General features: G+C 69.2%; 21 protein-coding genes and 4 pseudogenes. 10 read left to right on the forward strand and 15 right to left on the reverse strand.

Annotated elements, in window-relative coordinates; genetic code table 11:
- On the reverse strand, positions 1-362 hold a 362-nt coding region (locus tag AOK17_RS11500), incomplete at its 3' end, for a PadR family transcriptional regulator (protein ID WP_055612303.1).
- 218 nt (positions 363-580) lie between these two features.
- Between AOK17_RS11500 and AOK17_RS11505 the strand changes: the two genes are divergently transcribed.
- On the forward strand, positions 581-1,120 hold the full coding sequence (locus tag AOK17_RS11505; protein ID WP_079052942.1) for a hypothetical protein: 540 nt from the start codon (positions 581-583) through the stop codon (positions 1,118-1,120).
- Here the strand turns inward: AOK17_RS11505 and AOK17_RS52125 are convergent.
- The 3 genes from AOK17_RS52125 to AOK17_RS11515 form a co-directional block, all read right to left on the reverse strand.
- Entirely contained in the window at positions 1,029-1,475 is a 447-nt protein-coding gene (locus AOK17_RS52125) for a transposase (RefSeq protein ID WP_245697097.1), read from the reverse strand. The two genes, AOK17_RS11505 and AOK17_RS52125, sit on opposite strands and share 92 nt — an antisense overlap.
- Positions 1,367-1,843: a transposase gene (locus AOK17_RS52130; protein WP_245697094.1), complete on the reverse strand. Its 477-nt coding sequence runs from the start codon at positions 1,841-1,843 to the stop codon at positions 1,367-1,369. Before AOK17_RS52130 ends, AOK17_RS52125 begins: the two co-directional genes overlap by 109 nt.
- Positions 1,844-2,163: 320 nt before the next feature.
- The gene (locus AOK17_RS11515) at positions 2,164-2,895 is read right to left on the reverse strand and encodes an IS5/IS1182 family transposase (RefSeq protein ID WP_055612305.1); all 732 of its coding nucleotides are present in this window, start codon (positions 2,893-2,895) and stop codon (positions 2,164-2,166) included.
- A gap of 372 nt (positions 2,896-3,267) precedes the next feature.
- On the opposite strand from AOK17_RS11515, the gene AOK17_RS11520 reads away from it, so the two are divergent.
- Positions 3,268-4,758, forward strand: coding sequence for an FG-GAP and VCBS repeat-containing protein (locus AOK17_RS11520; RefSeq protein WP_055612306.1), 1,491 nt, complete (start codon positions 3,268-3,270; stop codon positions 4,756-4,758).
- Positions 4,759-4,812: 54 nt separating this feature from the next.
- Here AOK17_RS11520 and AOK17_RS11525 read toward each other — a convergent pair.
- Positions 4,813-5,025 (reverse strand): annotated as a pseudogene (locus AOK17_RS11525) (hypothetical protein); the annotation flags it as partial.
- Between AOK17_RS11525 and AOK17_RS11530 the strand changes: the two are divergent.
- Positions 5,026-5,775: pseudogene (locus AOK17_RS11530) on the forward strand (Tn3 family transposase); the annotation flags it as partial.
- A gap of 10 nt (positions 5,776-5,785) precedes the next feature.
- Here the strand turns inward: AOK17_RS11530 and AOK17_RS11535 are convergent.
- Together AOK17_RS11535 and AOK17_RS11540 are read right to left on the reverse strand one after the other, a co-directional pair.
- A complete protein-coding gene (locus tag AOK17_RS11535) occupies positions 5,786-5,989 on the reverse strand; it encodes a hypothetical protein (protein WP_157881305.1) in 204 nt (67 codons plus the stop codon).
- A 165-nt stretch (positions 5,990-6,154) separates the two neighbouring features.
- On the reverse strand, positions 6,155-6,529 hold the full coding sequence (locus AOK17_RS11540; RefSeq protein WP_055612310.1) for a MerR family transcriptional regulator: 375 nt from the start codon (positions 6,527-6,529) through the stop codon (positions 6,155-6,157).
- A 159-nt stretch (positions 6,530-6,688) separates the two neighbouring features.
- Here AOK17_RS11540 and AOK17_RS11545 point away from each other — a divergent pair, with 159 nt between their 5' ends.
- On the forward strand, positions 6,689-7,039 hold the full coding sequence (locus tag AOK17_RS11545; RefSeq protein WP_055612311.1) for a putative quinol monooxygenase: 351 nt from the start codon (positions 6,689-6,691) through the stop codon (positions 7,037-7,039).
- 407 nt (positions 7,040-7,446) lie between these two features.
- Here AOK17_RS11545 and AOK17_RS49930 read toward each other — a convergent pair whose 3' ends face one another.
- Positions 7,447-8,265 carry a hypothetical protein gene (locus AOK17_RS49930; protein WP_157881306.1) on the reverse strand — a complete coding sequence of 273 codons (819 nt, stop codon included), beginning with the start codon at positions 8,263-8,265 and terminating at the stop codon, positions 7,447-7,449.
- A 132-nt stretch (positions 8,266-8,397) separates the two neighbouring features.
- On the opposite strand from AOK17_RS49930, the gene AOK17_RS11555 reads away from it, so the two are divergent.
- Positions 8,398-9,252 (forward strand): IS5 family transposase, encoded by an 855-nt coding sequence (locus AOK17_RS11555; RefSeq protein WP_055612313.1) that lies wholly within the window; start codon positions 8,398-8,400, stop codon positions 9,250-9,252.
- Positions 9,249-9,614: a hypothetical protein gene (locus AOK17_RS11560; protein ID WP_055612314.1), complete on the forward strand. Its 366-nt coding sequence runs from the start codon at positions 9,249-9,251 to the stop codon at positions 9,612-9,614. Before AOK17_RS11555 ends, AOK17_RS11560 begins: the two co-directional genes overlap by 4 nt.
- A gap of 7 nt (positions 9,615-9,621) precedes the next feature.
- On the opposite strand, the gene AOK17_RS11565 is transcribed toward AOK17_RS11560, so the two are convergent.
- Complete coding sequence (locus AOK17_RS11565; RefSeq protein WP_245697095.1) at positions 9,622-10,017, reverse strand: hypothetical protein; 396 nt, start codon at positions 10,015-10,017, stop codon at positions 9,622-9,624.
- 136 nt (positions 10,018-10,153) lie between these two features.
- A complete protein-coding gene (locus AOK17_RS11570) occupies positions 10,154-10,834 on the reverse strand; it encodes a TetR/AcrR family transcriptional regulator (protein WP_055612315.1) in 681 nt (226 codons plus the stop codon).
- Between the two features lie 108 nt (positions 10,835-10,942).
- Between AOK17_RS11570 and AOK17_RS11575 the strand changes: the two genes are divergently transcribed.
- Positions 10,943-11,908: an NAD(P)-dependent alcohol dehydrogenase gene (locus tag AOK17_RS11575; protein ID WP_055612316.1), complete on the forward strand. Its 966-nt coding sequence runs from the start codon at positions 10,943-10,945 to the stop codon at positions 11,906-11,908.
- Positions 11,909-11,929: 21 nt separating this feature from the next.
- On the opposite strand, the pseudogene AOK17_RS48275 reads toward AOK17_RS11575, so the two are convergent.
- From AOK17_RS48275 to AOK17_RS11600, 5 genes and pseudogenes are all read right to left on the reverse strand, one after another.
- Positions 11,930-12,696: pseudogene (locus AOK17_RS48275) on the reverse strand (IS5 family transposase).
- 243 nt (positions 12,697-12,939) lie between these two features.
- Complete coding sequence (locus AOK17_RS11585) at positions 12,940-13,737, reverse strand: alpha/beta hydrolase (RefSeq protein ID WP_055612318.1); 798 nt, start codon at positions 13,735-13,737, stop codon at positions 12,940-12,942.
- Positions 13,734-14,561, reverse strand: coding sequence for an alpha/beta fold hydrolase (locus AOK17_RS11590; RefSeq protein WP_055612319.1), 828 nt, complete (start codon positions 14,559-14,561; stop codon positions 13,734-13,736). The genes AOK17_RS11585 and AOK17_RS11590 overlap by 4 nt, the downstream gene beginning before the upstream one ends.
- Entirely contained in the window at positions 14,558-15,349 is a 792-nt protein-coding gene (locus tag AOK17_RS11595; RefSeq protein WP_055612320.1) for an alpha/beta fold hydrolase, read from the reverse strand. Before AOK17_RS11595 ends, AOK17_RS11590 begins: the two co-directional genes overlap by 4 nt.
- Before the next feature lie 153 nt (positions 15,350-15,502).
- A complete protein-coding gene (locus AOK17_RS11600; RefSeq protein WP_107102363.1) occupies positions 15,503-17,752 on the reverse strand; it encodes an ATP-binding protein in 2,250 nt (749 codons plus the stop codon).
- Positions 17,753-18,465: 713 nt separating this feature from the next.
- Between AOK17_RS11600 and AOK17_RS11605 the strand changes: the two genes are divergently transcribed.
- From AOK17_RS11605 to AOK17_RS11620, 3 genes and pseudogenes are all read left to right on the forward strand, one after another.
- The gene (locus AOK17_RS11605) at positions 18,466-18,831 is read left to right on the forward strand and encodes a beta/gamma crystallin domain-containing protein (RefSeq protein ID WP_055612321.1); all 366 of its coding nucleotides are present in this window, start codon (positions 18,466-18,468) and stop codon (positions 18,829-18,831) included.
- A 695-nt stretch (positions 18,832-19,526) separates the two neighbouring features.
- Positions 19,527-20,111 (forward strand): tyrosine-type recombinase/integrase, encoded by a 585-nt coding sequence (locus tag AOK17_RS11615; RefSeq protein WP_245697096.1) that lies wholly within the window; start codon positions 19,527-19,529, stop codon positions 20,109-20,111.
- A pseudogene (locus tag AOK17_RS11620) lies at positions 20,108-20,363 on the forward strand (helix-turn-helix domain-containing protein); the annotation flags it as partial. The gene AOK17_RS11615 and the pseudogene AOK17_RS11620, both read left to right, overlap by 4 nt.

The raw sequence follows: 20,363 nt of genomic DNA on the forward strand, positions 1-20,363 counted from the left end.
TCCGCGCGCTGGGTGTCGAGGATCCCGGACGCGTCGCGGTGGGTGAGGAGGGCGAGGACGACCTTCGTGTAGAGGGTCGACTGGAGGTAGGGCTCCGGCTTCTCCGGTGTGGCGAGCCACCGCTGGACGTCGGTGACGCCCGCCTCGGTGATCGCGTACCGCTTGCGCTCGGGGCCGTCGCCCGCCTCTATCCCGTCGACCTCCACGAGGCCGTTCTTCAGCAGCCGGGACATCGTCGAATAGACCTGGCCGTAGTGGAGCGGCCGGTCGTGACCGAACTTCTCGTCGAAGGCCCGCTTGAGGTCGTAACCGTGGCGGGGCCCGGACTCCAGGAGTCCTAGGAGCGTGTGACCGATGGACATGGTGTGACTATACACGCGGTGTATACATGAGGCGCGTACGCGTGTGGACAGTGTGATCGTCGACGATATCTTCACGTCACGCGATGGGGCTGCCTCAGAGGCCGTTCTCTTTCCGAACCTCGTGTGCGGATTCCGCTGGTCAGGCATGGGATTGCGGCCGTCGCGGAAACCTCGACTCGTTGCTGAACGAGTTGCCGTGGGGGTGGCGGATGCCGTCGATGCGAGCGGTTCTGGAAGCGCGGCGGAAGGCCGCGGTCGTGCGGGTGGAGGAGCTCGAAGCCGAACTCGAACGGGTTCGGGCGGACTTGGCGGACGCCGAAGAAGTCCTCAGGCGTCGGGCGATCGGCCTCGAGGAGTATCTGGAGACGCTGGCCGGGGAGGAAGTGCCTGCCGAGATGGTCGTCGGTGTGTCGCAGAGGAAGCCGGTCTGGCCGCGCCGTGCGGTGCCGCATCGGGAGAACGCGGCCGGGGCCGGGGACCTGTCGGTGGACTATCAGGCGGTGATGGCCGCCGCCGCGGAGGCTGGAGTCGAGGGGTTGGGTGCCCGGCGGGCGGCTGCGGTGCTGGGCTGGGACAGCGCGTCCGCCTCCCGCGTGGAGGGTGCGAGAGCACGTCTGAAAGGACTGGTGGAACGGGGCTGGCTGGTAGAGGCCAAGCCGGGACGGTTCACGTTGCCGGCCTCGGAAGAGACCGATGACGCAGGTGCTTCCGGGCGGCCAGGCGGCGGTTCATCAGCGCGATCATCGACCACCGGATGACGGCTTCACTCGTGTCGGTGCGACGCTCGTAGTCCCGGACCAGGCGCCGGCTGCGCAGGAGCCAGGCGAAGGATCTCTCGGCGACCCAGCGTCGGGGCAGTGCCTGGAAACCCTGGACGTCGCTCGGGCGGCGGACGATGTCCAGGGCGAGTCCGAGGTGCTGGGTGGTCCAGTCGGTGTGATGGCCGGTGTAGCCGCCGTCGGCCCAGACCCGTGCCAGCCGCCTGAAGCGGCCGGTTGCCGTCGTCAGAAGCCTCCGGGCGCCGTCCCGGTCGGTGGTGGACGCCGGTGTGACCAGCACGGCCAGCAGGAGTCCGAGCGTGTCGGTGAGCAGGTGCCGCTTGCGACCGTTGATTTCTTGCCCGCGTCGAACCCGCGTGAGTCGAGGGCGACCGTGGCGTCCGCTTTGACCGACTGGGAGTCCACCACGGCCGCACTCGGCTCCGGTGCACGGCCCTGCGACCGGCGGACTGCCTCCCGTAACCGTTCGTGCAGCTCGGTCACCAGCCCCGTGTTCCGCCAACGGGCGAAGAAGGCGTAGACCCGCGGCCAGGGCGGGAAGTCCGCAGGCATCGCCCGCCACTTGATGCCGTTGTCGACGAGGTAGCGCACCGCGTCAATCATCTGCCGGTGGCAGTAGCCCTCCGGACGCCCGCCGCGGCCCGCCAGCCAGCCCGGAACCGGCAGCAGCTCCCTCATCAGAGCCCATTCGGCATCGCTCATGTCCGAGCCGTACCGGGGCCGGCGATCCGGCCGGTCCACCGCGTTCCCGTATCTGTGAGCGAGACAGTCACACCCACGAGTGGACGAACTGGCCCCGGCGGCCACGACCACGCGACACTTCAACAACAGGGCCTCTTGCCTCTCGCTGGACTCGTCATCCGCGAGCTACCAAGAGGCCCTACTTGCATGCCTCCACACCGAACAACTCACCCGAACCAGGACGCCGTTCGAAGCCTCACCGACCACACGAGCGGATAGAGAACGGCCAGTTAGACCACAACCCTTTCTTCAGTGACCATTACTGAACCTTTCCATCTTGATCAGGTGGCAAGTTCGAGTGCGACGACGGCACGGACGACAGCGGTGATCCGGGTGGTGCTGCAGCGGAGCTTACGCAGGAGCCGCCAGCATTTGAGGATGGCCATGGCGCGTCCGCCCAGGCTGCGGATCTTGGTGTGATCGCGGTTGTGACGCCGATGCCGGCCGCGCAGGTTCTTGCCCCGGAACGGGACGCGGACAGCAGGGCCTGCGCCCTGATATGCCTTGTCCGCCCAGCACTTGACGTCGTCGGCCGTCAGGGCGGCGGGAATGCCGTGGGTCCGGGCCGCGGTCAGATTGTGCACGGCTGCGGGTAGGGCGTCCGAGGCCCAGAGCAGACGGCCGGCTGGATCCGCGAGGACCTGCACGTTGATCCCGTGGTGCTTCTTCTTCCCCGAGTAATACGGCTGGTCGGCAGCGATGCGGTCGATCGGCAGCACGGTGCCGTCGAGGACCACGTACGCCTTCTTCCGCACGGTCGTCATGGCCTGTTCCAGCGTGGGCGCGAGTGCGGCCAGAAGATCGACGGTCTCGCGTATGTACCGGTGGACCGTCGTGATACCGACGCGGAAACCTGCTGCGAGGCGAGCGTAGGTGTCGCGGCAGCGCAGGTGGGCCAGGACGAGCAGGGCCTGCCGGCCGCAGGTCAGGCGACGCCACCGGGAGCCGATCCGACGACGGTGACCTGCGAGGAGACCGGAGAGGTGTTGCAGGGTGCGGCTGGACAGATCGATACCGGACGGGTAGACAAGCGCGCGAAAGCTCCTGGCGGACTGGTGATCTTGGTCGTGAACCCGTCTACAAGAGCTTTTTCATGCCCACCGCCGCGGTCGCCCGTCCAATCACCCGTCAGGGTGGAAACGCCTCACGCCCTGTCATCAGGCAGCCAGCGCTCCATGCTGCCGACACTCACCTGCTGCTACCAGCACGCCTACTCACAACACGCGCTGAACTCCCCGTCACAACAAGGGAGTTCAGCGCCACACCTGTCTCCTCGGTTACGAATCCATGACATTGGGACGTACAACTGGGATCGCCCGGCTCGAGTCGTACCCACTGAACGCGGCCTTCCGCGCATAGAACCGACCGACTCGAAAGGCTCACGTATGTCCCGAGCACACCGCCGAACTCGTACCGCGCTCACAGCACCCCTGGCAGCCGCGGTGCTGCTCGCCGGAGGATTCGGCGCCATGGCCCTCACCGGGGGCTCGGCGCAGGCGGCCACCGGGTCCGCGGACGCGCAGGACGACTTCAACGGCGACGGATACGCCGACCTGGTCGTGTCGGCCCCGGACGCCACGATCTCCAGCCAGGCCAAGGCGGGCTATGTGGCCGTCACGTACGGCTCCGCCAGTGGCGTCTCAGCCTCCAACAAGAAGCTCATCAGCCGCTCCACCAGCGGCGTTCCCGGCTCCGCCACCGCGAACCAGCGCTTCGGAACCAACTTCACCAAGGGCGACCTGGACGGCGACGGCTTCAGCGACCTGGTGATCTCGGGCGGCAGTCCCGGCTCCGTCATCCTCTGGGGCTCCGCCTCCGGACTCACCGGCGGCACGGCCATACCCGGGTACGGGCAGTCCCCCACGACCGGTGACTTCGACGGCGACGGCAAGACGGACCTCGCCCTGTTCTCCTACCTGTCCGGCGCGGGCGACGACCCGTCGAGCGGCGACGCCACGGTGTGGAAGGGCCCGGTCTCCCGTGCCGGACAGCCCACCGCCACCCTGCCCCTGCTGGACAAGGCCGACTGGTGGGGCTACGACACCCCCGACGCGTCCTGCGCCACCAACGGCATCGGCTGCCAGGAGGACGGCGACTCGATCACCGGTCCCATCCGCTCCACCCGGACCGGCGACGTCAACGGCGACGGCAAGGACGACATCGTCGCCTGGAAGTACGCGGGCGACGGCCAGTGGGGCAACCATCTGCTCCTCGGCGGCGGCAGCACGGGCTTCACCACCGGCTGGACCCCCTCGGACGGCACGGCGACCGGCACGGGCACCGGCATCGGGGACGTGAACAACGACGGGTTCGACGACGTCGTGGTGGGCAACTACTGGAACGGCGGCAAGGTCCAGATCGCGTTCGGGGCGGCCTCCGGCCTGTCCGAGGAGCGCGTACAGGTCTTCGACCAGGACCTGCCCGGCTTCCCCGGCGTGGAGGAGGAGGGCGACGGGATCGGCTCCACGGTCTCGGTGGCGGACGTCAACGGTGACGGCTTCGGCGACATCGCGCTCGGCATCCCGGGCGAGGACATCGGCGACATCACCGACGCCGGCTCCGTCGCCCTGGTCCCCGGCAGCGCCACCGGCGTCACGGGCGCCGGCACGCAGACCTTCCACCAGGACACCGCCGGGGTGCCCGGAGTCGCCGAGGAGGACGACCAGTTCGGCGCGAGCAGCGCGCTGCTGGACCTCGACGGTGACGGCCACGCCGACCTCGCGGCCGGCTCCCTGGCCGAGAACAGCTGGAACGGCGCGGTCTGGGTGCTTCGCGGCACGGCGACCGGTCTCACGGCCACGTCGTCCCTCGCGTTCGGCGCCGGCGACCTCTCGGCGCCCGCCACGGGCGCCCGCTTCGGCGCGCTCCTGCGCTGAACGAGCCGATCGGGCAACGGGGGTTCGGTGGGGCGGCCTGGTGCCGCCCCACCGTCATGTCCGGCCGGGGCGAGCCGGCTTCGGCCGAGGTCCGCGGGCCGCCTCACCGCCTCGGTCCAGGTGCGTCGGCGCGAACATCCGCAGTACCGCAGGCAGCACGACCACCGAAGGGCCGGGCGTGGCGAGGGACTTGACGAGGTCGTCGGCCAGGGAGTCCGGGGTGGTGCGTACGCCGGGGACGCCGAAGGACTCCGCGAGCGCCACGAAGCCTCCTACTCCGACATGGTGTTCGGCCTGTTCGAAATCCTGGGCTACAACTCCAGCCCGCGGTTCCGCGACCTGGACGACCAGCGGTTCTGGCGGGCCACGATGCCCGGGGTGGAGACCGGGACGTACGCAGTGCTGGAGGACCTGGCCCGCAACCGCGTGAACCCGAACAAGGTGATCACGCACTGGCCGGTCATGCTGAAGGTCGCCGGTTCCCTGGTCACCAACCAGGTCCGCGCCTACGACCTGCTGCGCATGTTCGGCCGCGAGGGACGCCCTGCCCCGCTGGGGCAGGCGTTCGCCGAGTACGGGCGCATCGCCAAGACCGAACACCTGCTCCGCGTGATCGACCCGGTCGACGACACCTACCGCCGCCAGATGAACCGGCAGCTCACCGTGCAGGAGTCCCGCCACAAGCTCGCGCGCGACGTCTGCCACGGCAAGCGCGGCACCATCCACCAGGCGTACCGCGACGGCATGGAGGACCAGCTCGGGGCGCTCGGCCTGGTCCTCAACGCCATCGCGCTCCGGACGACCCGCTACATCGACGCCGCCGTCGAACAGCTCCGCGCCGAAGGCCACGAGATCCGCGACGAGGACATTGCCCGCCTGTCCCCGCTCAAGCACCGCAACCTGAACCTGCTCGGCCGCTACAGCTTCACCGCCTCCACCCCGGCCGCCGGCGCCCTACGCCCGCTATGCGACCCGGATGCGCCGGAGCTGGACGAGGACGAGTCGGCGGCCGACTGAAGCAGGCCTGTCAGCCGGCGGGCACCAGCGCGGCGTCGTACTGCTCGACGATCCAGGGCAGCACCACGCAGGAGAGCAGGAACCAGTCGCTGTAGCGGCACAGGTCCCAGTCGCGGACCGGGAAGTGGAACTCGGAGGCCGTGAACTCCTCCAAGGAGTCCCCAAGGGGCCGGTCTGCGTCAACGCCGCCCTCGAACCGGCCCAGCGTGCGCATCAGATGCACCTCGGCGTCGAACTCCGCCCAGCTGAAGTCCGAGAACAGCCACTCCTCGGCGTCCTCGGCCCGGATGTGGTCGTCGGCTACCGCGAGGGCGTGGAGGACCAGCTCGGCGTCCTCGGCCTGGACACCGGGCCAAGGCGTGCGCGTGCTGGTCGAGCCTCAGACCTCCGCGGCCTCGCCGGCCGGCCGTGTCGCGCCGAACTCGGCGGCGGCGAGGACAGAGTCCAGTCGGGCTCGCGTGGCGGCAAGGTCCCGCATGTGATCGTCGAGGCGGTCCCGCTCCGCGCGAAGCCGGGCGATCATCTCCGGGCCGGCGATACCAGTGTGCACGCACGGCAGGAACTCCACGATCGTCCGGCTGCTCAGCCCGGCAGCGTAGAGGAGCTGGATCCACCGCACTCGCTCGACCGTGTCCGGGGTGTAGAGGCGCTGCCCGCCTGTGCTGCGGCTCGACGCGATGAGCTGCTGCTGCTCGTAGTAGCGCAGCGCCCGCGTGCTCACTCCCGCGGCCGATGCCACCTCGCCGATTCGCATCCCGTCGCTCCCTCTGCTCCGCATGCCGCTGGGTCCCGGTTGCTGTCGGGCCGTCCCGGGGTTCGTCACCCAACTTGCCTTTGACGTTAACGTCAACTTTTACACTCCGGTCGCCGGCCATCAGCACCGGCGGAACCGACCATGACGGAGTAGGACCTCATGAGCACTGACGACACGACACCCGACGGCCTCATCCCCGCCGCCATCCTCGCCTCGGACACACCAGTCGCGGTATATGGATACGCCCGGGCCAAGGCGGGCGGGGAGGGCCGGATGCTCGGCGAGATCCAAGCGATCATCGGCCTCACCCGCAAGGAGGACGGATGCGAGCAGTACGTGGTGCACACCACGCCGGACCAGCCGGGCGCCTTCGCCTTCTACGAGCGCTGGTCCTCCGGCGCCCACTTGCTGGCGCACGTTTCGCAGCCGTTCATGCAGACGTACTTCGCCGCCATCGCGGGCCTGGTCGAGGGGGAACTGGAGGCCCACTGGCTGCACCCCCTCTCCTGACCCACGGCACACGGCTGGCCCCGCGCCACGCGGGGCCAGCCGCATCCGGATCGCCGTCCGCGATGGCACGGCCTGCGGGCAGAGGTATGGCTGCTGGCCGGTCCACGCTGCGCGCCGCCTGTCGGCAAAGGATCGAATGACGACAGACGGGCCGCGCGTCCAATGAACCCGTGCAATCCGGGGGTTCGCGACGGCGCGAATCCAATCAGATCCGATGGTGATTGCTGACAGGGTTTGACGACAGATGGGGTCCGATCCTCCGTACGGAAAGGCCCCGAGTGGCGAACCTGGTCCACAAGCGGGTCTCGACCGACCAGCAGTCCAGGCGGTGTTCGAAACGCGTCCGGCCCTGCGCATTGTCGGCAGTCACAGGCAGCAGGGACCGTCTCCACGCATATCGCACCGCACTATCCTCCTCCTTTTCGGCACACGAGCGAGTGGTTATCGCGTCGGGGCGTCAGCCGCAGTGTTCCCGCGCCCACCTTCGCGTCGAAGGCCCAGCGCGCCCCGTCAGCCACCAGCCACAACACCACCGGTCCCCGCGCCGCCATATTCAGCAGGGCCGCGTACTTGCGCCGGTGATTGTTCCTGGCCGTCGCCTGCGGATTCACGCCCAGCCTCAGCAATGAGTTCAGCAATTCCAGCAGCCCGTCTGTCCCTTCGACCCGGGCCTTGGCCTCCATCGCCAGCACGGGAAGGCCGCCGCCGTCCTCCACCACCGCATCGAACTCGCCCTGCTCAATACAGATGTCCGCACCCGCCACCCCGTGATCCACAAGCAACTCCGCCGCAGCAGCCATCTGGATCAGATACTCCAGGTTCACCGCCATGCCCCGACCGTTGCGGCTGAACAGGGCATACCGCCCCCCTGAAGCCTTGGACCGGAAGGCCTGCGGCACAACAAATCCCGCAGAGTCCACATGCAGCACCCGCGCATCGAGCGCCGCCAGGAAACCCGCCGCCTCATCCGCGCGAAGACCCCGCCGAGACGCAGCCAGGTCCGGCGATACGACATCGGGCCGCACGGCCGCGAATCCGACCGCCCACGCCTGCAGCAGCGCGTCCAGCCGCCGCACCGCACCCGGACACCGCACCTCCGCTGCTCTCTCCAACTCCCCGGACTCCCTGAGCATCCCCTCCCACCAACCATCGCCCAACACCGCCCGGACGTCCTCACCGGCTCCCATGTCCCGCCCCTCCCACAGCACTTCCTGCGCGCCTTCCACCACACTCTGGGCACAACTCTCCGCCAGCTCAGTGGACGTTAAGTCCGATCTTCCTCGGTTCGTGATCGCTCGATCGAGGTACTGATCGTCGGGCAGGCCATCCGCTGGGCATGTGCATGCCGAGATGCGGGCATGGATCGAGAGCCGTACCCCAGCGACTTGGCGGACGAGCAGTGGGCGTTGATCGAGCCGATGATCACGGCCTGGAGACAGGACCGGGTGGCACGGTCAGCGACCGGAGATCCCGGATCCTGCGATCTGCGGGAGGTCGTGAACGCGATCTTTTACCAGAGCCGGACGGGCTGCCAGTGGCGCTACCTGCCCCATGACCTGCCGGCCTGGTCGGCGGTGTTCTACTACTTCGGCCTGTGGCGCCAGGATGGCCTTGACCAGAGGATTCAGGAACTCCTGCGCTGCCAGGTACGGGAGAGAGCCCGGCGATTGGAGGACCCGTCCCTCGGGATCCTCGATACCCAGTCCGTGCGCGCGGCCGCGGGTGTCCCGAAGACCACGACGGGACTGGACGCCGACAAGAAGGTGTCGGGCCGCAAGCGGGGCCTGGCCGTCGACGTGCTGGGGCTGATCATCGGCGTCGTCGTGCTGGCCGCATCCGCCCACGACAACACGGCCGGCACCGCCCTGCTCGACCAGGCCGCCGAGCGGTGCGGGATGCGCCTGGAGAAGGCTCTGGTGGACCAGGGCTTCAAGGACGAAGTCCTCATCCATGGCGCGTTGTTGGACATCGACGTCGAAGTCGTCCGCCGCAACCCGGCCGACCAGGGCAAAGGCTTCGTCCCGCAACCGAAGAGGTGGATCGTGGAGCAGGTCAACGGCACGTTGATGCTGCACCGTCGCCTGGCCCGCGAGTACGATCACCGGCCCGACACGTCCGCCTCGCGCGTCTACTGGGCCTCGATCGCGAACATGACCCGCCGTCTGACCACACCGAGTCCAGCCTGGCGCGACGCCCTCGGACTGGCCGCGTGAACGTCATCGAGCTCCTGGCCGACCTCCAGGCCCAGCACGACGAGATCCATCACTTGACCGCCGCCCTGACCGAGACCGAAGCGCGACTCGCGAACCTGGTCACCACCCGGAAGGTCATCGCCGAACTCGCACCGGCTTCAGGCCAACCCGCACCGCCCGAGACGAACACCGCCTACCAGGCCATCGTGAACACCTTCAACCAGCATCCCGATCAAGAGTTCCGAGCCCGTGAACTGCACGAACACCTCGGCATGCCGACCGACGAGGCATCCGTCAACATCACCCGCAGCCGCCTCGGACGCCTCACCCGCCAAGGCTTCCTCACTCAACCCGGACGAGGCCGCTACCAGAAGCGGACTTAACGTCCACTCAGAGGTCCTTGGCACCTGGGTAGTGCTGGCGAAGTTCGCTGAGTACGCGCTCATCGGCAGCCCTGACATCCCACAAGGAGCTGTCGAACTCGGTCAGGACGAGCACCAGTTCGTCCCCGGCGAACCCACGTGCTTCGGCGTCGATCAACTGGAGGAAGGGGGTCGTCAACGACAACAGCGTCAATGTGTCCATCCCGGCGTCGGCGGACCTGCTCGCCATCTCGACACAGCGAGGATCGACGATCTCGTCGAACTCGACGCGCCACGTCAGGTCTAGGCCGAAGCTGCCGAGGCGAACCAGTAGCTCAGCCAGGGGTACGTAGTGCTTTCCGTGCCAGGCAGGAAACGTGATCCCCTTCATGCCCACCTCTGCTTCGGCTGTATCGCGCGCCATGCAGCCCCCCTTCGTTCAGCAAACAGTAGGCCACGTCCCTGATCAGCTCGCACGACCCATCGGACAGGCCCTAGGGCCTGTTGTGAAAGTGGCGCGGTCGCCCGAAGGGCGGCCACGCGGCAGGCGCCGCTTCGTATCAGGCTCCGGAGGACCGCTGTCTCTGGGAGTCGTGGGCCGCGAGCGGAAGACTGCGCAGCGACAGTGCGCTCGGCGCTGGCAGCGCTCCGTGGGCCGCCTCGGCGCGGAACGACTGGAGCAAGTACGCCACCAGACGCCGGGACGCCGCACGGTCATCCGGCAATGCGGTGACGAGACCGCAGTGGGACAACAGGGCCACGGCAAGGTCGGAGGGGTGGAAGTCGGCCCGAAGCACGCCCGCCGCCTGAGCCCTGCGGACCAGGGTCATGAAGTCCTGCTCGGCCTGTTCCCGTGCCCGCGCGTGTTCTCGCGTGCTGTCCGGAAAGGCCGCGACGAACGCGGCCGGGAAGCCCCGTTCCTCCCGTTGTAGTTCGCAGACCGTCTCGACCAGTCGCTGGAAGCCCTGCCACGGATCGGGGTCGGCCAGCGCCTCGGTGAGCGCCCGAGCACAGGTGTCCATCTGGTGCGCGAACGCGGCCCGCACCAGGGCGTCCCGCGTCGGGAAACGCCGGTACAGCGTCGCCACGCCGACCCCCGCCCGCCGGGCCACGGTCGCCATGGGCGCGTTGATGCCGTGCTCGGCAAAGACCACGCGGGCAGCCGAGAGGATGCGCCGCCGGTTGCGCCGGGCGTCCGCCCGCAGACTGTCCTGCCCCGCGATCCGAGAGGATTCCCCCACCGCTGTCTCTCACCTCCGGTCAAATGGACGATGTCGTCCGCTTGCCAGCCTACGCTCGGCGCCACGATCCCCCGCACGGCCACTGGTGGCGAAGGTGAGAACGCAACGATGGACGACCGCACGATGAAAGCCGTACTGTTCGACCGCTTCGGCGGCCCCGAGGTGCTGTATGTGGGCCGGGTGCCACGTCCCGGACCGGAACCCGGCGAGGTCCTCGTGCGCGTGCGCGCGTTCAGCGTGAACGGCGGCGAACTGGCGGCCCGTTCCGGTAGGGCTCGCCTCATCACCGGCCGGAAGTTCCCGCAGCGCATCGGGCTCGACTTCACTGGCGAGATCACCGCACTCGGCACCGGCGCGACCGGCGTAGCGGTCGGCGACCAGGTGTGGGGCGTCCTGGGTCGCAGCTCCGGATTCGGCAGCGCCGCCGAGTACGTGACGGTACGGCCCGAACGTCTCGGCCGGGTCCCGGACGGACTGGACCTCGTGGCCGCTGCCGCGCTGCCGGTGGCCACCACGGCCGTCACGGCCCTCCGCGACAAGGCCGCACTGCGCCCCGGCGAACGGCTGCTTGTACGGGGCGCGGCGGGCGGCGTCGGCAATGCCGCCGTCCAGCTGGGACAGGCGTACGGTGCCGAGGTCACGGCCCTGGCCCGCGCTGCCAACCTCGACTTCGTCCGTACGCTCGGTGCTCACCACGCCGTCGACCACCGGACCGTGTCCCCTGCGGAACTGGGACTGTTCGACGTGGTCCTCGACACGGCGGGCACCGACCTGCGCACCGTACGGCGGATGCTGAAGCCGGGCGGACGCATGGTCACCATCGCCTTCGACCTGACGCGGCCCGCCGCCTCGCTGGGCTACATCGCGGCCAGCGCCGTCCACGGACGCGGCCGGGTGCGCTTCTTCAGCGGCAACCCCGAACGTGCGCTCTTCGACGACCTCGCCCGCCAGGTGACAGAGGGGAAGCTGCGGCCGGCGGTGGACACGGTCTTCCCGCTGGAAGAGACAGCGGCCGCACACCGGGCGCTGGAGGCGGGCGGGGTGCGGGGCAAGTACGTGGTCAGGGTCGACTAGGGTTTGTTGGGAAAGTGCTGGTCACAGCCACTCGTTGAGGGCTGCGACCAACACGGTCGCCTCGTAGCAAACGGCGAGCTTGTCGTATCTCGTGGCCACGGCCCGGTGGCGCTTGAGGCAGTTGATCCCGCACTCGACGGCATGCCGCTCGCGGTAGTCGGTTTTGTCGAACTTCGGCGGCCGACCGCCTCGGGCACCGAGCTTCTGGCGGTTGCGGACGCGGTCGGCGGGGACCGGGATGGTCGCCTTGATCCCGCGTCTGCGCAGGCAGGCCCGGTTGAGGCGGGAGTCGTACGCTTTGTCGGCCCGCACCCGGTCCGGCCGCCTGCGGGACCTGCCCGGACCAAGGCGAGGTACCCGGATGGCTTCCAGGACCGGCTCGAATTGCGGCGAGTCACCCCGCTGGCCGGCTGTGATCACGACGCTCAGCGGCTTCTGCCCCTGCTCGACGGCAAGGTGGATCTTGGTGGTCGGGCCGCCTCAGGAACGTCCGAGACCATGGTCGGCCGGCTCAGCGGCAATGCCGCCGGGCGGTTCCTATTGCAGATCCCCTTTTCCGAGGCCCCGGCGGCGTGCTGGTGGGCCCGGCAGACGGTGGAGTCGATATTCACGTCCCAGGTGATCAGGCCCTTCGCGTCCGCCTGAGCTTGGAGCTGAGTGACGAACCACCGAATGCCGTCTATCAGCTGCCCTCGCGTCCACACCGGCGGACGGCCCAGCTTGATGCCCTGCGGCAACAACGGCTCAAGCCGGGCCCACTGTCCATTCGTCAGATCACCACGCCCCACGGGGCGTGATCATCCACGACCAAGATCCACTTTCGCAACGGACCCTAGACCGACGGTGGAGTCCTGAGCAGGTCTGATAGGCCCTGCGCGCCCAGTTTCCCGACCGGCCGGAGATGCACGTGGTCCACGAGACCGTCTACCAGACACATTCCCACTGGGCTCCGTGGGCCGTCGCTGACGCGGCCAACCTCCCGCCGCCACACGGTTCCGGTCAGGAACCGCGCGACACGGTGCGCAGCGCTTTCAGGAGGGCGCGTGACGCAAGGCCCAGTCCAGCGCGTAGTCGGCGACCTCCTCCCAGCCCGGTTCCGCGCACGTCCAGTGCGACCGCTCAGGAAACTCGTGGTAGTCGGTGATGGTCCCCGGCCCCTTGTAGTGGCGGAAGTTGGACTTGTTCACCGCGGGCGGCATGATGTGGTCCCGCCCGCCGGCGAGGAACAGCAGCGGGGCCCGCTCGGGGTTGTGGAAGTCGACCCAGGTCTCCCGTTTGCCGGGTGTGAGGTTGGCGATCAGCCCGTATGTCCACACCCAGCTGCCCGGTGCCGCGATCGCGTACCGGTCGTAGGCCGCCTGCGCGTCGTCCTGCGGCAGGGTGTTGGTGAAGGCGTAGTGGAACTGCTCAGGGGTGAAGCCCGCCGCCTGGTGCCTCTTGGCTGGATTGTTGAAGATCGGGAAGAGGGACCGTAGCTGTGAGGGCGGGTTGACCCGGATGCCCTGTGGCGGCGCCGAGTCGATGACTACTCCGGCCGCGCCATGGCCCCGGTCTAGGAGGAGTTGGGTGAGCAGCCCGCCGAAGGAGTGGCCGATGAGGACCGGCTTCTCCGGCAGCCCGGTGATCACCTTCTCCAGGTGGGCGACGGTCTCGGGTACGGTCAGCGACGCGATGGGAGAGGGATCGGCCCGCAGTGCCTCCACCTCGGCCTTGAATCCGGGGTACGCCGGTGCGATCACCTTGTGCCCCTTCGCTTCGTAGTGCGGGATCCACTGCTCCCAGCTGCGCGGGGTCACCCACAGCCCGTGGATCAGCACGATCGTGCTCATTTGCCGTGCCTTTCCAGGAAGGCGAGCAGGTCTTCGGCGAGCGTCTGCTTATGGGTGTCGGTCAGGCCGTGGGGGGCTCCTGGGTAGACGAGCAGTTCGGCGTCCTTGACCAGTGCCGCCGACGCCTTGCCGCCGACCTCGAACGGTACGACCTGGTCGGCGTCTCCGTGGATCACCAGGGTGGGCACGTCGAAGCGGGCCAGGTCGGCGCGGAAGTCGGTGGCGGAGAAGGCGGCGATCGACTCGTACGCGTTGCGGTGTCCGGCGGCCATCGACTGCAGCCAGAAGGCGTCGCGGACGCCCTGGGAGACGGGCGTGGTGGGGTGGTTGAAGAACGGGCCGTCGGCGAGGTCCTGGTAGAGCTGGGAGCGGTCGGCGAGCGAGCCGGCGCGCAGGCCGTCGAAGACCTCGGCCGGGACACCGTCCGGGTTGTCGTCCCGGCGGACCATCAGCGGCGGCACCGCGGCCACCAGCACCGCCTGGGCGACGCGGGCGGTGCCGTGCCGGCCGATGTAGCGGGTGATCTCGCCGCCGCCGGTGGAGAAGCCGACCAGGGTCACCTCCTGGAGGTCCAGGTGGTCCAGGAGGGTGGCGAGGTCGTCGGCGTAGGTGTCCATCTCGTTGCCGTGCCAGGTCTGCGTGGACCGGCCGTGGCCGCGGCGGTCGTGGGCGATGGCGCGGTAGCCGTGGCCGGCGAGGAAGAGCTGCTGCGCCTCCCAGCTGTCGGAGTTCAGCGGCCAGCCGTGGCTGAGCACGACGGGGCGGCCGGTCCCCCAGTCCTTGTAGAAGATGCGGGTGCCGTCGGAGGTGGTGACGTGGGTCATCGTGCTGCCTTTCCGATAAGGGTGGCGGTGATCCGCGGTTCGGAGATCATCGCCACGTGCGAAGCCCTGACCTCGACGGTGAGCGCGCCGGCCCGTTCGGCCATGAAGCGCTGCGCGGCGGCCGGGATGAGGTTGTCCTCGCGGGCGACCAGGTAGTACGAGGGCACCGTCTTCCAGGCCGGCGTGCCGGACGTCTCGGAGAGGGTCGCGGTGTCGCCGGGCCGCTGCGTCGCCCACAGCAGGTCGGCCTCCGGCCGGGACAGGTCGCCGGCGAACACCTCGCGGAAGGCGGTCCGCTTCACGTATCCCTCGACACCCTGCGGATGGTGGCGGAGGTCCAGCTCGGCCTGGGTGAGCCGGGTGCCGGGGAACATCGTCTGCAGGTCGGACACGGTGTCGCCGGCGTCGGGTGCGAAGGCGGCCACGTAGACCAGTGCCCGTACCCGCTCGTTGCCGTACGCGGCGTTGGTGATCAGCATGCCGCCGTAGGAGTGCCCGACGAGGACGAGGGGGCCGGGCAGGCTGTCGAGGAAGGCGGCGAGGTAGGCGGAGTCGGCGTGCACACCGCGCAGCGGGTTGGGCGGGGCGATGACGGAGTGGCCGTCGCGGGTCAGGTACGCGATCACCTGGGACCAGCCGGCGGCGTCGGCGAAGGCGCCATGCACCAGCACGATCGTGGGCTTCGGCCGCGGGACGTGCCCGGTCGCCGCGGCCGGGCCGCCGACGCCGACGGTCGCGGCGACGGCGGCCCCGGCCAGGAAAGTTCTACGGGGAACGGGAGGAGGCATAAGGAGACGTGCCCCTTTCTCGGGGTCTCGGGCTCTCTCGGAAGCAGGCCTGCGCGGCCGTACGACGAGGAAAGCAGCGCCCGTTCGGCCGGACCATGCAGAACGGCACGCAGAACTACCGCGCGGACGCCCCCGGAAATCGCCCGGTGTGCCTCAGTCGGTCGACGCCGCGAGCGCCGACAGTGCCTCCCGCACCTCGGCGGCCACCGGATGCAGCGGTTGGTCGTCGATCACCTCCAGCGCCCGGAGCAACTCGGCGCGAGCGCGCGTGCGTTCGCCCAGCCCGGCCAGGGCGAGCCCCCTGGCGAGGTGGAGGCGGCAGGTCAGCGCGGGGACGCCGTACGCGGTCGCCAGCGGTTCAGCTCGCCCGGCCTCGTCGAGCGACTCCGTCCACCGTCCGAGAAGGGCCAGCACATGCGCGGTGTCCACCACGGCCCCGGCCCGCACACTGAGCCCCGGGCGTGCCGCCACCGGACGTGCCGCCACCTCGCGCAGCCCTTCCCGGTACGTGGTGAGGGCCTCCTCGTAGCGGCGGAGTCCGATCTGCATCCCTCCCATGCGGATGAACAACTGGACGTACCCGTCGTGGTCGCCGGCGAGGTCGGCCGGGCGCAGAGCCGCACGGATCATCTCCAGCGCCTCGGCGTGCCGCCCGGCGCTTTTCAGGGCGTCCGCCGCGTACTGCAACGCCCACGCCTCCTCCTTGAGGTCCCCCTCCGCCGCCGCGATGTCCCGCGCGGCCAGGGCCGTCCGCAGACCCTCCTCCCAACGCCGGGCGCAGTTCGAGGCGGCCCACGAAAGGTAGTTGAGGTGCACGGTCTCCAGACGGCGGTCGCCCAGCTCCACGGCGGCCGCCCGGGAGAGTCCGTACACCTCGTACCAGCCGCGCCAGGCCATGGTGGTGTCGGAATACCAGTGCAGCGCCTCGGCGGTCTCCACCACCCGCCGGTGCTCCCCGGCCCGGGCGGCGATCCGCAGGGCGCCCAGCCAGTTCTCCGCCTCGGCCCGCAGCCAGTAGGCCGCCTCGTCCGCCGTACCGAGGGGGACCGGCCCGCTCCAGTTGCCGGGCGGGGCACCGTGCCCGGGTTCGAACCAGCGGCCCGCGGTGACCGTGATCTCCAGCAGCCGCCGCGCCATACCGAGCCGGACGGTCGTCCGCTCACCCTCCGGCTCCTCGCCCCGCAGTCGCTCACCGGCGAAGAGCCGTAGCAGGTCGTGGAGTTGGTACCGGTCGGTGCCCTGTGGCTGGAGCAGTCCGAGCTCCACCAGCTCGTCGAGCACGTCCACGGTGTCCGCCAGGGTGTCGTCGGTCACCAGGACGACCAGCGGGGCCGATAAGTCGGTGCCCGGCAGGTGCGCCAGCCGTCGGAACACCCGCCGCGCCCGGGGGGAGAGTTGGGCGTGGGAGAGCGTGAAGGCGGCCACCACGCTGACGTCGCCGCTGCGCAGGGAGGCCAGTCGCCGGTCCTCCCCCGCGAGCCGGTCGACCAGGTGGCGCACCGACCAGCCGGACCTGGTGGACAGGCGGGTGCCGGCGATCCGCAGCGCCAGCGGCAGGTGCCCGCACAGCCGGGACACCTCGGCGACGTCGGCGGCGGCCGAGGGCAGAGCCGCCTGATCGGCGACCGTCCGCAGCAGCGCCGCCGACTCCTCCGGTGTGAAGGGGGACAGGACCAGCCGCCGGACACCCTCCAGGCCGCTGAGCACACGCCGGCAGGTCACCAGCACCAGCCCGGCCCCCTCACCCGGGAGCAGTGGCCGCACCTGCGCTTCGTCGGCGGCGTTGTCCAGTACCAGCAGGCAGCGCCGCTCACGCAGCACCGCCCGTAACTGGGCACACCGCTCCTCGTCCGAGGCGGCGATGGCACGGACCGGGATCTCCAGCGCCCGCAGCAGCCGCACCGCGACGTCGCCCGCGGAGGGCGGGGCGGCATCGACACCACGCAGATCGACGTAGAGGCAGCCACCGGGGTAGTCGCCGCGGAGCGCTTCGGCCGCCCGCAGCACGACGGTGGTCTTGCCGACCCCGGCCTGCCCGTGTACCAGGACGACCGGTGCGGGGCCGCCACGGGCACCATCGGCCGCGGTACGGCGGACCGCCTCCAGTTCGTCCACCCGGCCCGTGAAGTCGGGAACCGCGCGCGGAGGTTCGCACGGACCGGGCCGGGCGGCGGCGGTGTTCCGGCGCAGTGCGCGCGCGTCCTCCTCCAGGCGCCGGCGCTCCTCTTCGCCTACCCTCAGCGCAACGGCGAGCGCGGCGAGCGTCCGGGGCTGCGGCGCCCGGCTGTGCCCCCGCTCCATGTCGCTGATGGCCCGGGCGCTGACCCCCGACGCCTCGGCCAACTCCTCCAACGTCATACCGGCAGCCCGCCGCAGCTCCCGGAGCCGCTTCCCCATCGTCATGAGCCCCCCAGCCATGTGATCAAGCCGATGCTATGAGGGATGCCGCGGTAGTGGCAGTCTGCAGTGCCGAAGCACTTCCGGAACGCCTCGCCGGCGTGGAAGCTCGCGTGGCCTTCACCGGGCACGGGTAGGCCACCCACTTCAGAAGCGGTGTCTGAGCTTGACTCTGTCGGGGATCTTGGCGTTTCGCGGTGCGGCAGCATGGTCAACGGGCATGCTCGGGTAGTTCCGATGACCGATGTAGTTGTCGAGGTGCCCGTTGTTCCTGCGTCCACGTTCCGGTGAGCAGGTCTCGTCTCTGACTGCGCCGGTCGCGCAGGCGAGCAACCCGGGCAAGTGGAGTGAACAGTCAACGAGTTCGCCCACTGATATGGCATGCGCCCCTGCCGCTACCGAGGACAGGGAAAGGCCCACATCCAGCAGGACACTTCACCGACGAATGCGCGACACCTCAGCATGCGAGCCCCCAGTCCCGGGGCCGTATTCGGCCGCTATCCCTTCCCAGTGGCAGCCGATGGACCGTCAGGCAATCCTCACGTACCTTCGGGCAGTTCTGCCTTTCTGGGGCTGGTCAGCGACCTCGCTGACGAAAGAGGATCATCCACGAACTCCGCGCGGTGGCTTCACTCATCGACTCTCAACGGAGCGGCACGCGAGGCGATTTCGTCCTGGCTGGTCGCTCCTGCTCCTGCTCTAGAAGGTGGACATTCCCCATGAAGCAAATCGCCAGACGGGCGGCCCTGGCCGCGTTTACGTCCGTCGCGGTAACGGCCTCACTCACCGTCGGCGCGACGAACGCATTCGCGATCAACGAAGGCACGTGCAGCCGGAGCGACTTCCTGCAGGTCACCATCCACCGGCCCGGCGAGAACTCACAGATGCGGTGTTACGCCAATGCCGGAGAGGCCGACCTGCTCTCCACGAACTGGTGGGTCACCCGGATCTCGACCGGCAACAACCGTGTCCAGTGGTACGGCGACGGCAGGTGGCAGCCCGCTGCGGCGATCGACAAGTGGACCGTCTACACCTGGCCGAACCATCCCGGTGGCGTCCGCATGAACAAGGTCAGGATCCTCTGAAGCACCGGCCGTGCGGGACGGCGATCCTGCCGATCGCCGTCCCCAGTCGGCACGGCCACTTGCCGTAGCCCTCCTACTGATCGCGAGAACGACGGAGCCGGCTCTCCCTGGGTGGCCGGACGGCGTCGAACAGGTGGGTGCCTGCGGCCGGCGCCGAGGCGGCCCAAACGGCTGGGAGGGCGTGACATACCGGACCCTTGCCCGGGATGACCACGCCTTCTGCGGCGGTACCTTCGCGTGTGACGTCAGCCAACTGAGCAGTTCGCACCGCTAGTTGAGAGAAGCCTGCATCCGCTGCCCGATGCTCCACGTCAACACCAAGATGCCGCCCCGCCTCGAAACCGGAGGCCGACCTCCTGGACTGTCGAGCACGTGCCGAAGCCGAGGACTGGGTCGGCGAGACCGAAGGCATCGACCTCACCCTCCCCTTCCTCCGCGCCGACACAAAAGCTGACGACGAGAGTCAGTACCGAAAGCTGGCTCGGCCCTCACTGAGATAGATCATCCAGGGGCGAAGCAGCTCACCACCCGCCACAGGCCGCAGTTCCACCCTGAGATCTCTCACGGCGGCAATCGCCCCGATCAGGTGCCCAGGAAAGTGCTGGCGTCGCGCCTCCTCCTGAGCGGCGAAGAGCGGACCGAGCAAATCCCAGCCTGCTCCTGGCACGAAGCGGCAGAGAAACCACGGTTGATCGATGCTCACGTCCCACAGCGCGCCGAAGCTGATGTCCCAGGTCGGCCTGCGGGTGAGCGAGGCATGCAAGCTCGACCTGGCCGACATCAAGTGGGACCTGGGCCGCTTCGGCAAGCTCCACGTTCGCCACGGCAAGGGCACCCGTGGATCGGGGCCACGTGAGCGGATGGTGCCGCTGATCAACGGCGCTGATCGGACGCTTCGATGGTTCATCGAGGACGTCTGGGGCCAGTTCGACGACGATCACACACGCCCTGGTGCCCCGCTGTTTCCCTCCGAGCGTAAGAGCACCGATGGCTCCTCCCGCCGGGTTGGCGACGACGCCCTGCGAAGCGGGCTCAAGGACGCGGCCAAAGCGCACCTGCCGGGGTGGGGCGAGACGCTGACTCCGCACGTCCTTCGGCACTTCTGCGCGTCCCAACTCTACGGGAACGGGCTTGACTTGCTCGCAATCCAGGAGGTTTTGGGGCACTCCTGGATTGCCACGACCATGCGATACATCCACGTCCAGCAGACCCGGGTTGAAGATGCCTGGGTCGCCGGGACGGAACGGGCCGCGAAGCGGCTGGAAGGACTGGTCCGATGAGGTGGAACCTACGGCTGACCGCCGCGAACAAGGGCGTCTGGAAAGCCTCCGAGCTCTAGCGGAGCCTTGCAGAGCACGGCCTGGTGATCTCGGCCGGGAAGATGTCCGGACTGTGGTCCGGCCAGCCCGTCTCACTCAAGCTGGAGGACCTGGACGTCATTTGCGTCGCCCTCGGCTGCGAGATCAGCGATCTGCTGATCCCCGAGCCGGAGAAAGTCCGGCGCCTCGGCGAGGAGACCGGCCTGCAGGCCG

It is taken from the genome of Streptomyces phaeochromogenes (genome assembly GCF_001418655.1).
Lineage (GTDB): Bacteria > Actinomycetota > Actinomycetes > Streptomycetales > Streptomycetaceae > Streptomyces > Streptomyces phaeochromogenes.

What these genes read in the sequence shown, in the direction of transcription:
- AOK17_RS11505 (WP_079052942.1), top strand. Translation starts at nt 581, where the DNA reads ATGCGAGCGGTTCTGGAAGCGCGGCGGAAGGCCGCGGTCGTGCGGGTG.
- AOK17_RS52130 (WP_245697094.1), bottom strand. Translation starts at nt 1,843, where the DNA reads ATGAGCGATGCCGAATGGGCTCTGATGAGGGAGCTGCTGCCGGTTCCG.
- AOK17_RS11520 (WP_055612306.1), top strand. Translation starts at nt 3,268, where the DNA reads ATGTCCCGAGCACACCGCCGAACTCGTACCGCGCTCACAGCACCCCTG.
- AOK17_RS11535 (WP_157881305.1), bottom strand. Translation starts at nt 5,989, where the DNA reads ATGCGCACGCTGGGCCGGTTCGAGGGCGGCGTTGACGCAGACCGGCCC.
- AOK17_RS11540 (WP_055612310.1), bottom strand. Translation starts at nt 6,529, where the DNA reads ATGCGAATCGGCGAGGTGGCATCGGCCGCGGGAGTGAGCACGCGGGCG.
- AOK17_RS11545 (WP_055612311.1), top strand. Translation starts at nt 6,689, where the DNA reads ATGAGCACTGACGACACGACACCCGACGGCCTCATCCCCGCCGCCATC.
- AOK17_RS11555 (WP_055612313.1), top strand. Translation starts at nt 8,398, where the DNA reads ATGGATCGAGAGCCGTACCCCAGCGACTTGGCGGACGAGCAGTGGGCG.
- AOK17_RS11565 (WP_245697095.1), bottom strand. Translation starts at nt 10,017, where the DNA reads ATGGCGCGCGATACAGCCGAAGCAGAGGTGGGCATGAAGGGGATCACG.
- AOK17_RS11575 (WP_055612316.1), top strand. Translation starts at nt 10,943, where the DNA reads ATGGACGACCGCACGATGAAAGCCGTACTGTTCGACCGCTTCGGCGGC.
- AOK17_RS11585 (WP_055612318.1), bottom strand. Translation starts at nt 13,737, where the DNA reads ATGAGCACGATCGTGCTGATCCACGGGCTGTGGGTGACCCCGCGCAGC.
- AOK17_RS11590 (WP_055612319.1), bottom strand. Translation starts at nt 14,561, where the DNA reads ATGACCCACGTCACCACCTCCGACGGCACCCGCATCTTCTACAAGGAC.
- AOK17_RS11595 (WP_055612320.1), bottom strand. Translation starts at nt 15,349, where the DNA reads ATGCCTCCTCCCGTTCCCCGTAGAACTTTCCTGGCCGGGGCCGCCGTC.
- AOK17_RS11600 (WP_107102363.1), bottom strand. Translation starts at nt 17,752, where the DNA reads ATGACGATGGGGAAGCGGCTCCGGGAGCTGCGGCGGGCTGCCGGTATG.
- AOK17_RS11605 (WP_055612321.1), top strand. Translation starts at nt 18,466, where the DNA reads ATGAAGCAAATCGCCAGACGGGCGGCCCTGGCCGCGTTTACGTCCGTC.
- AOK17_RS11615 (WP_245697096.1), top strand. Translation starts at nt 19,527, where the DNA reads ATGCTCACGTCCCACAGCGCGCCGAAGCTGATGTCCCAGGTCGGCCTG.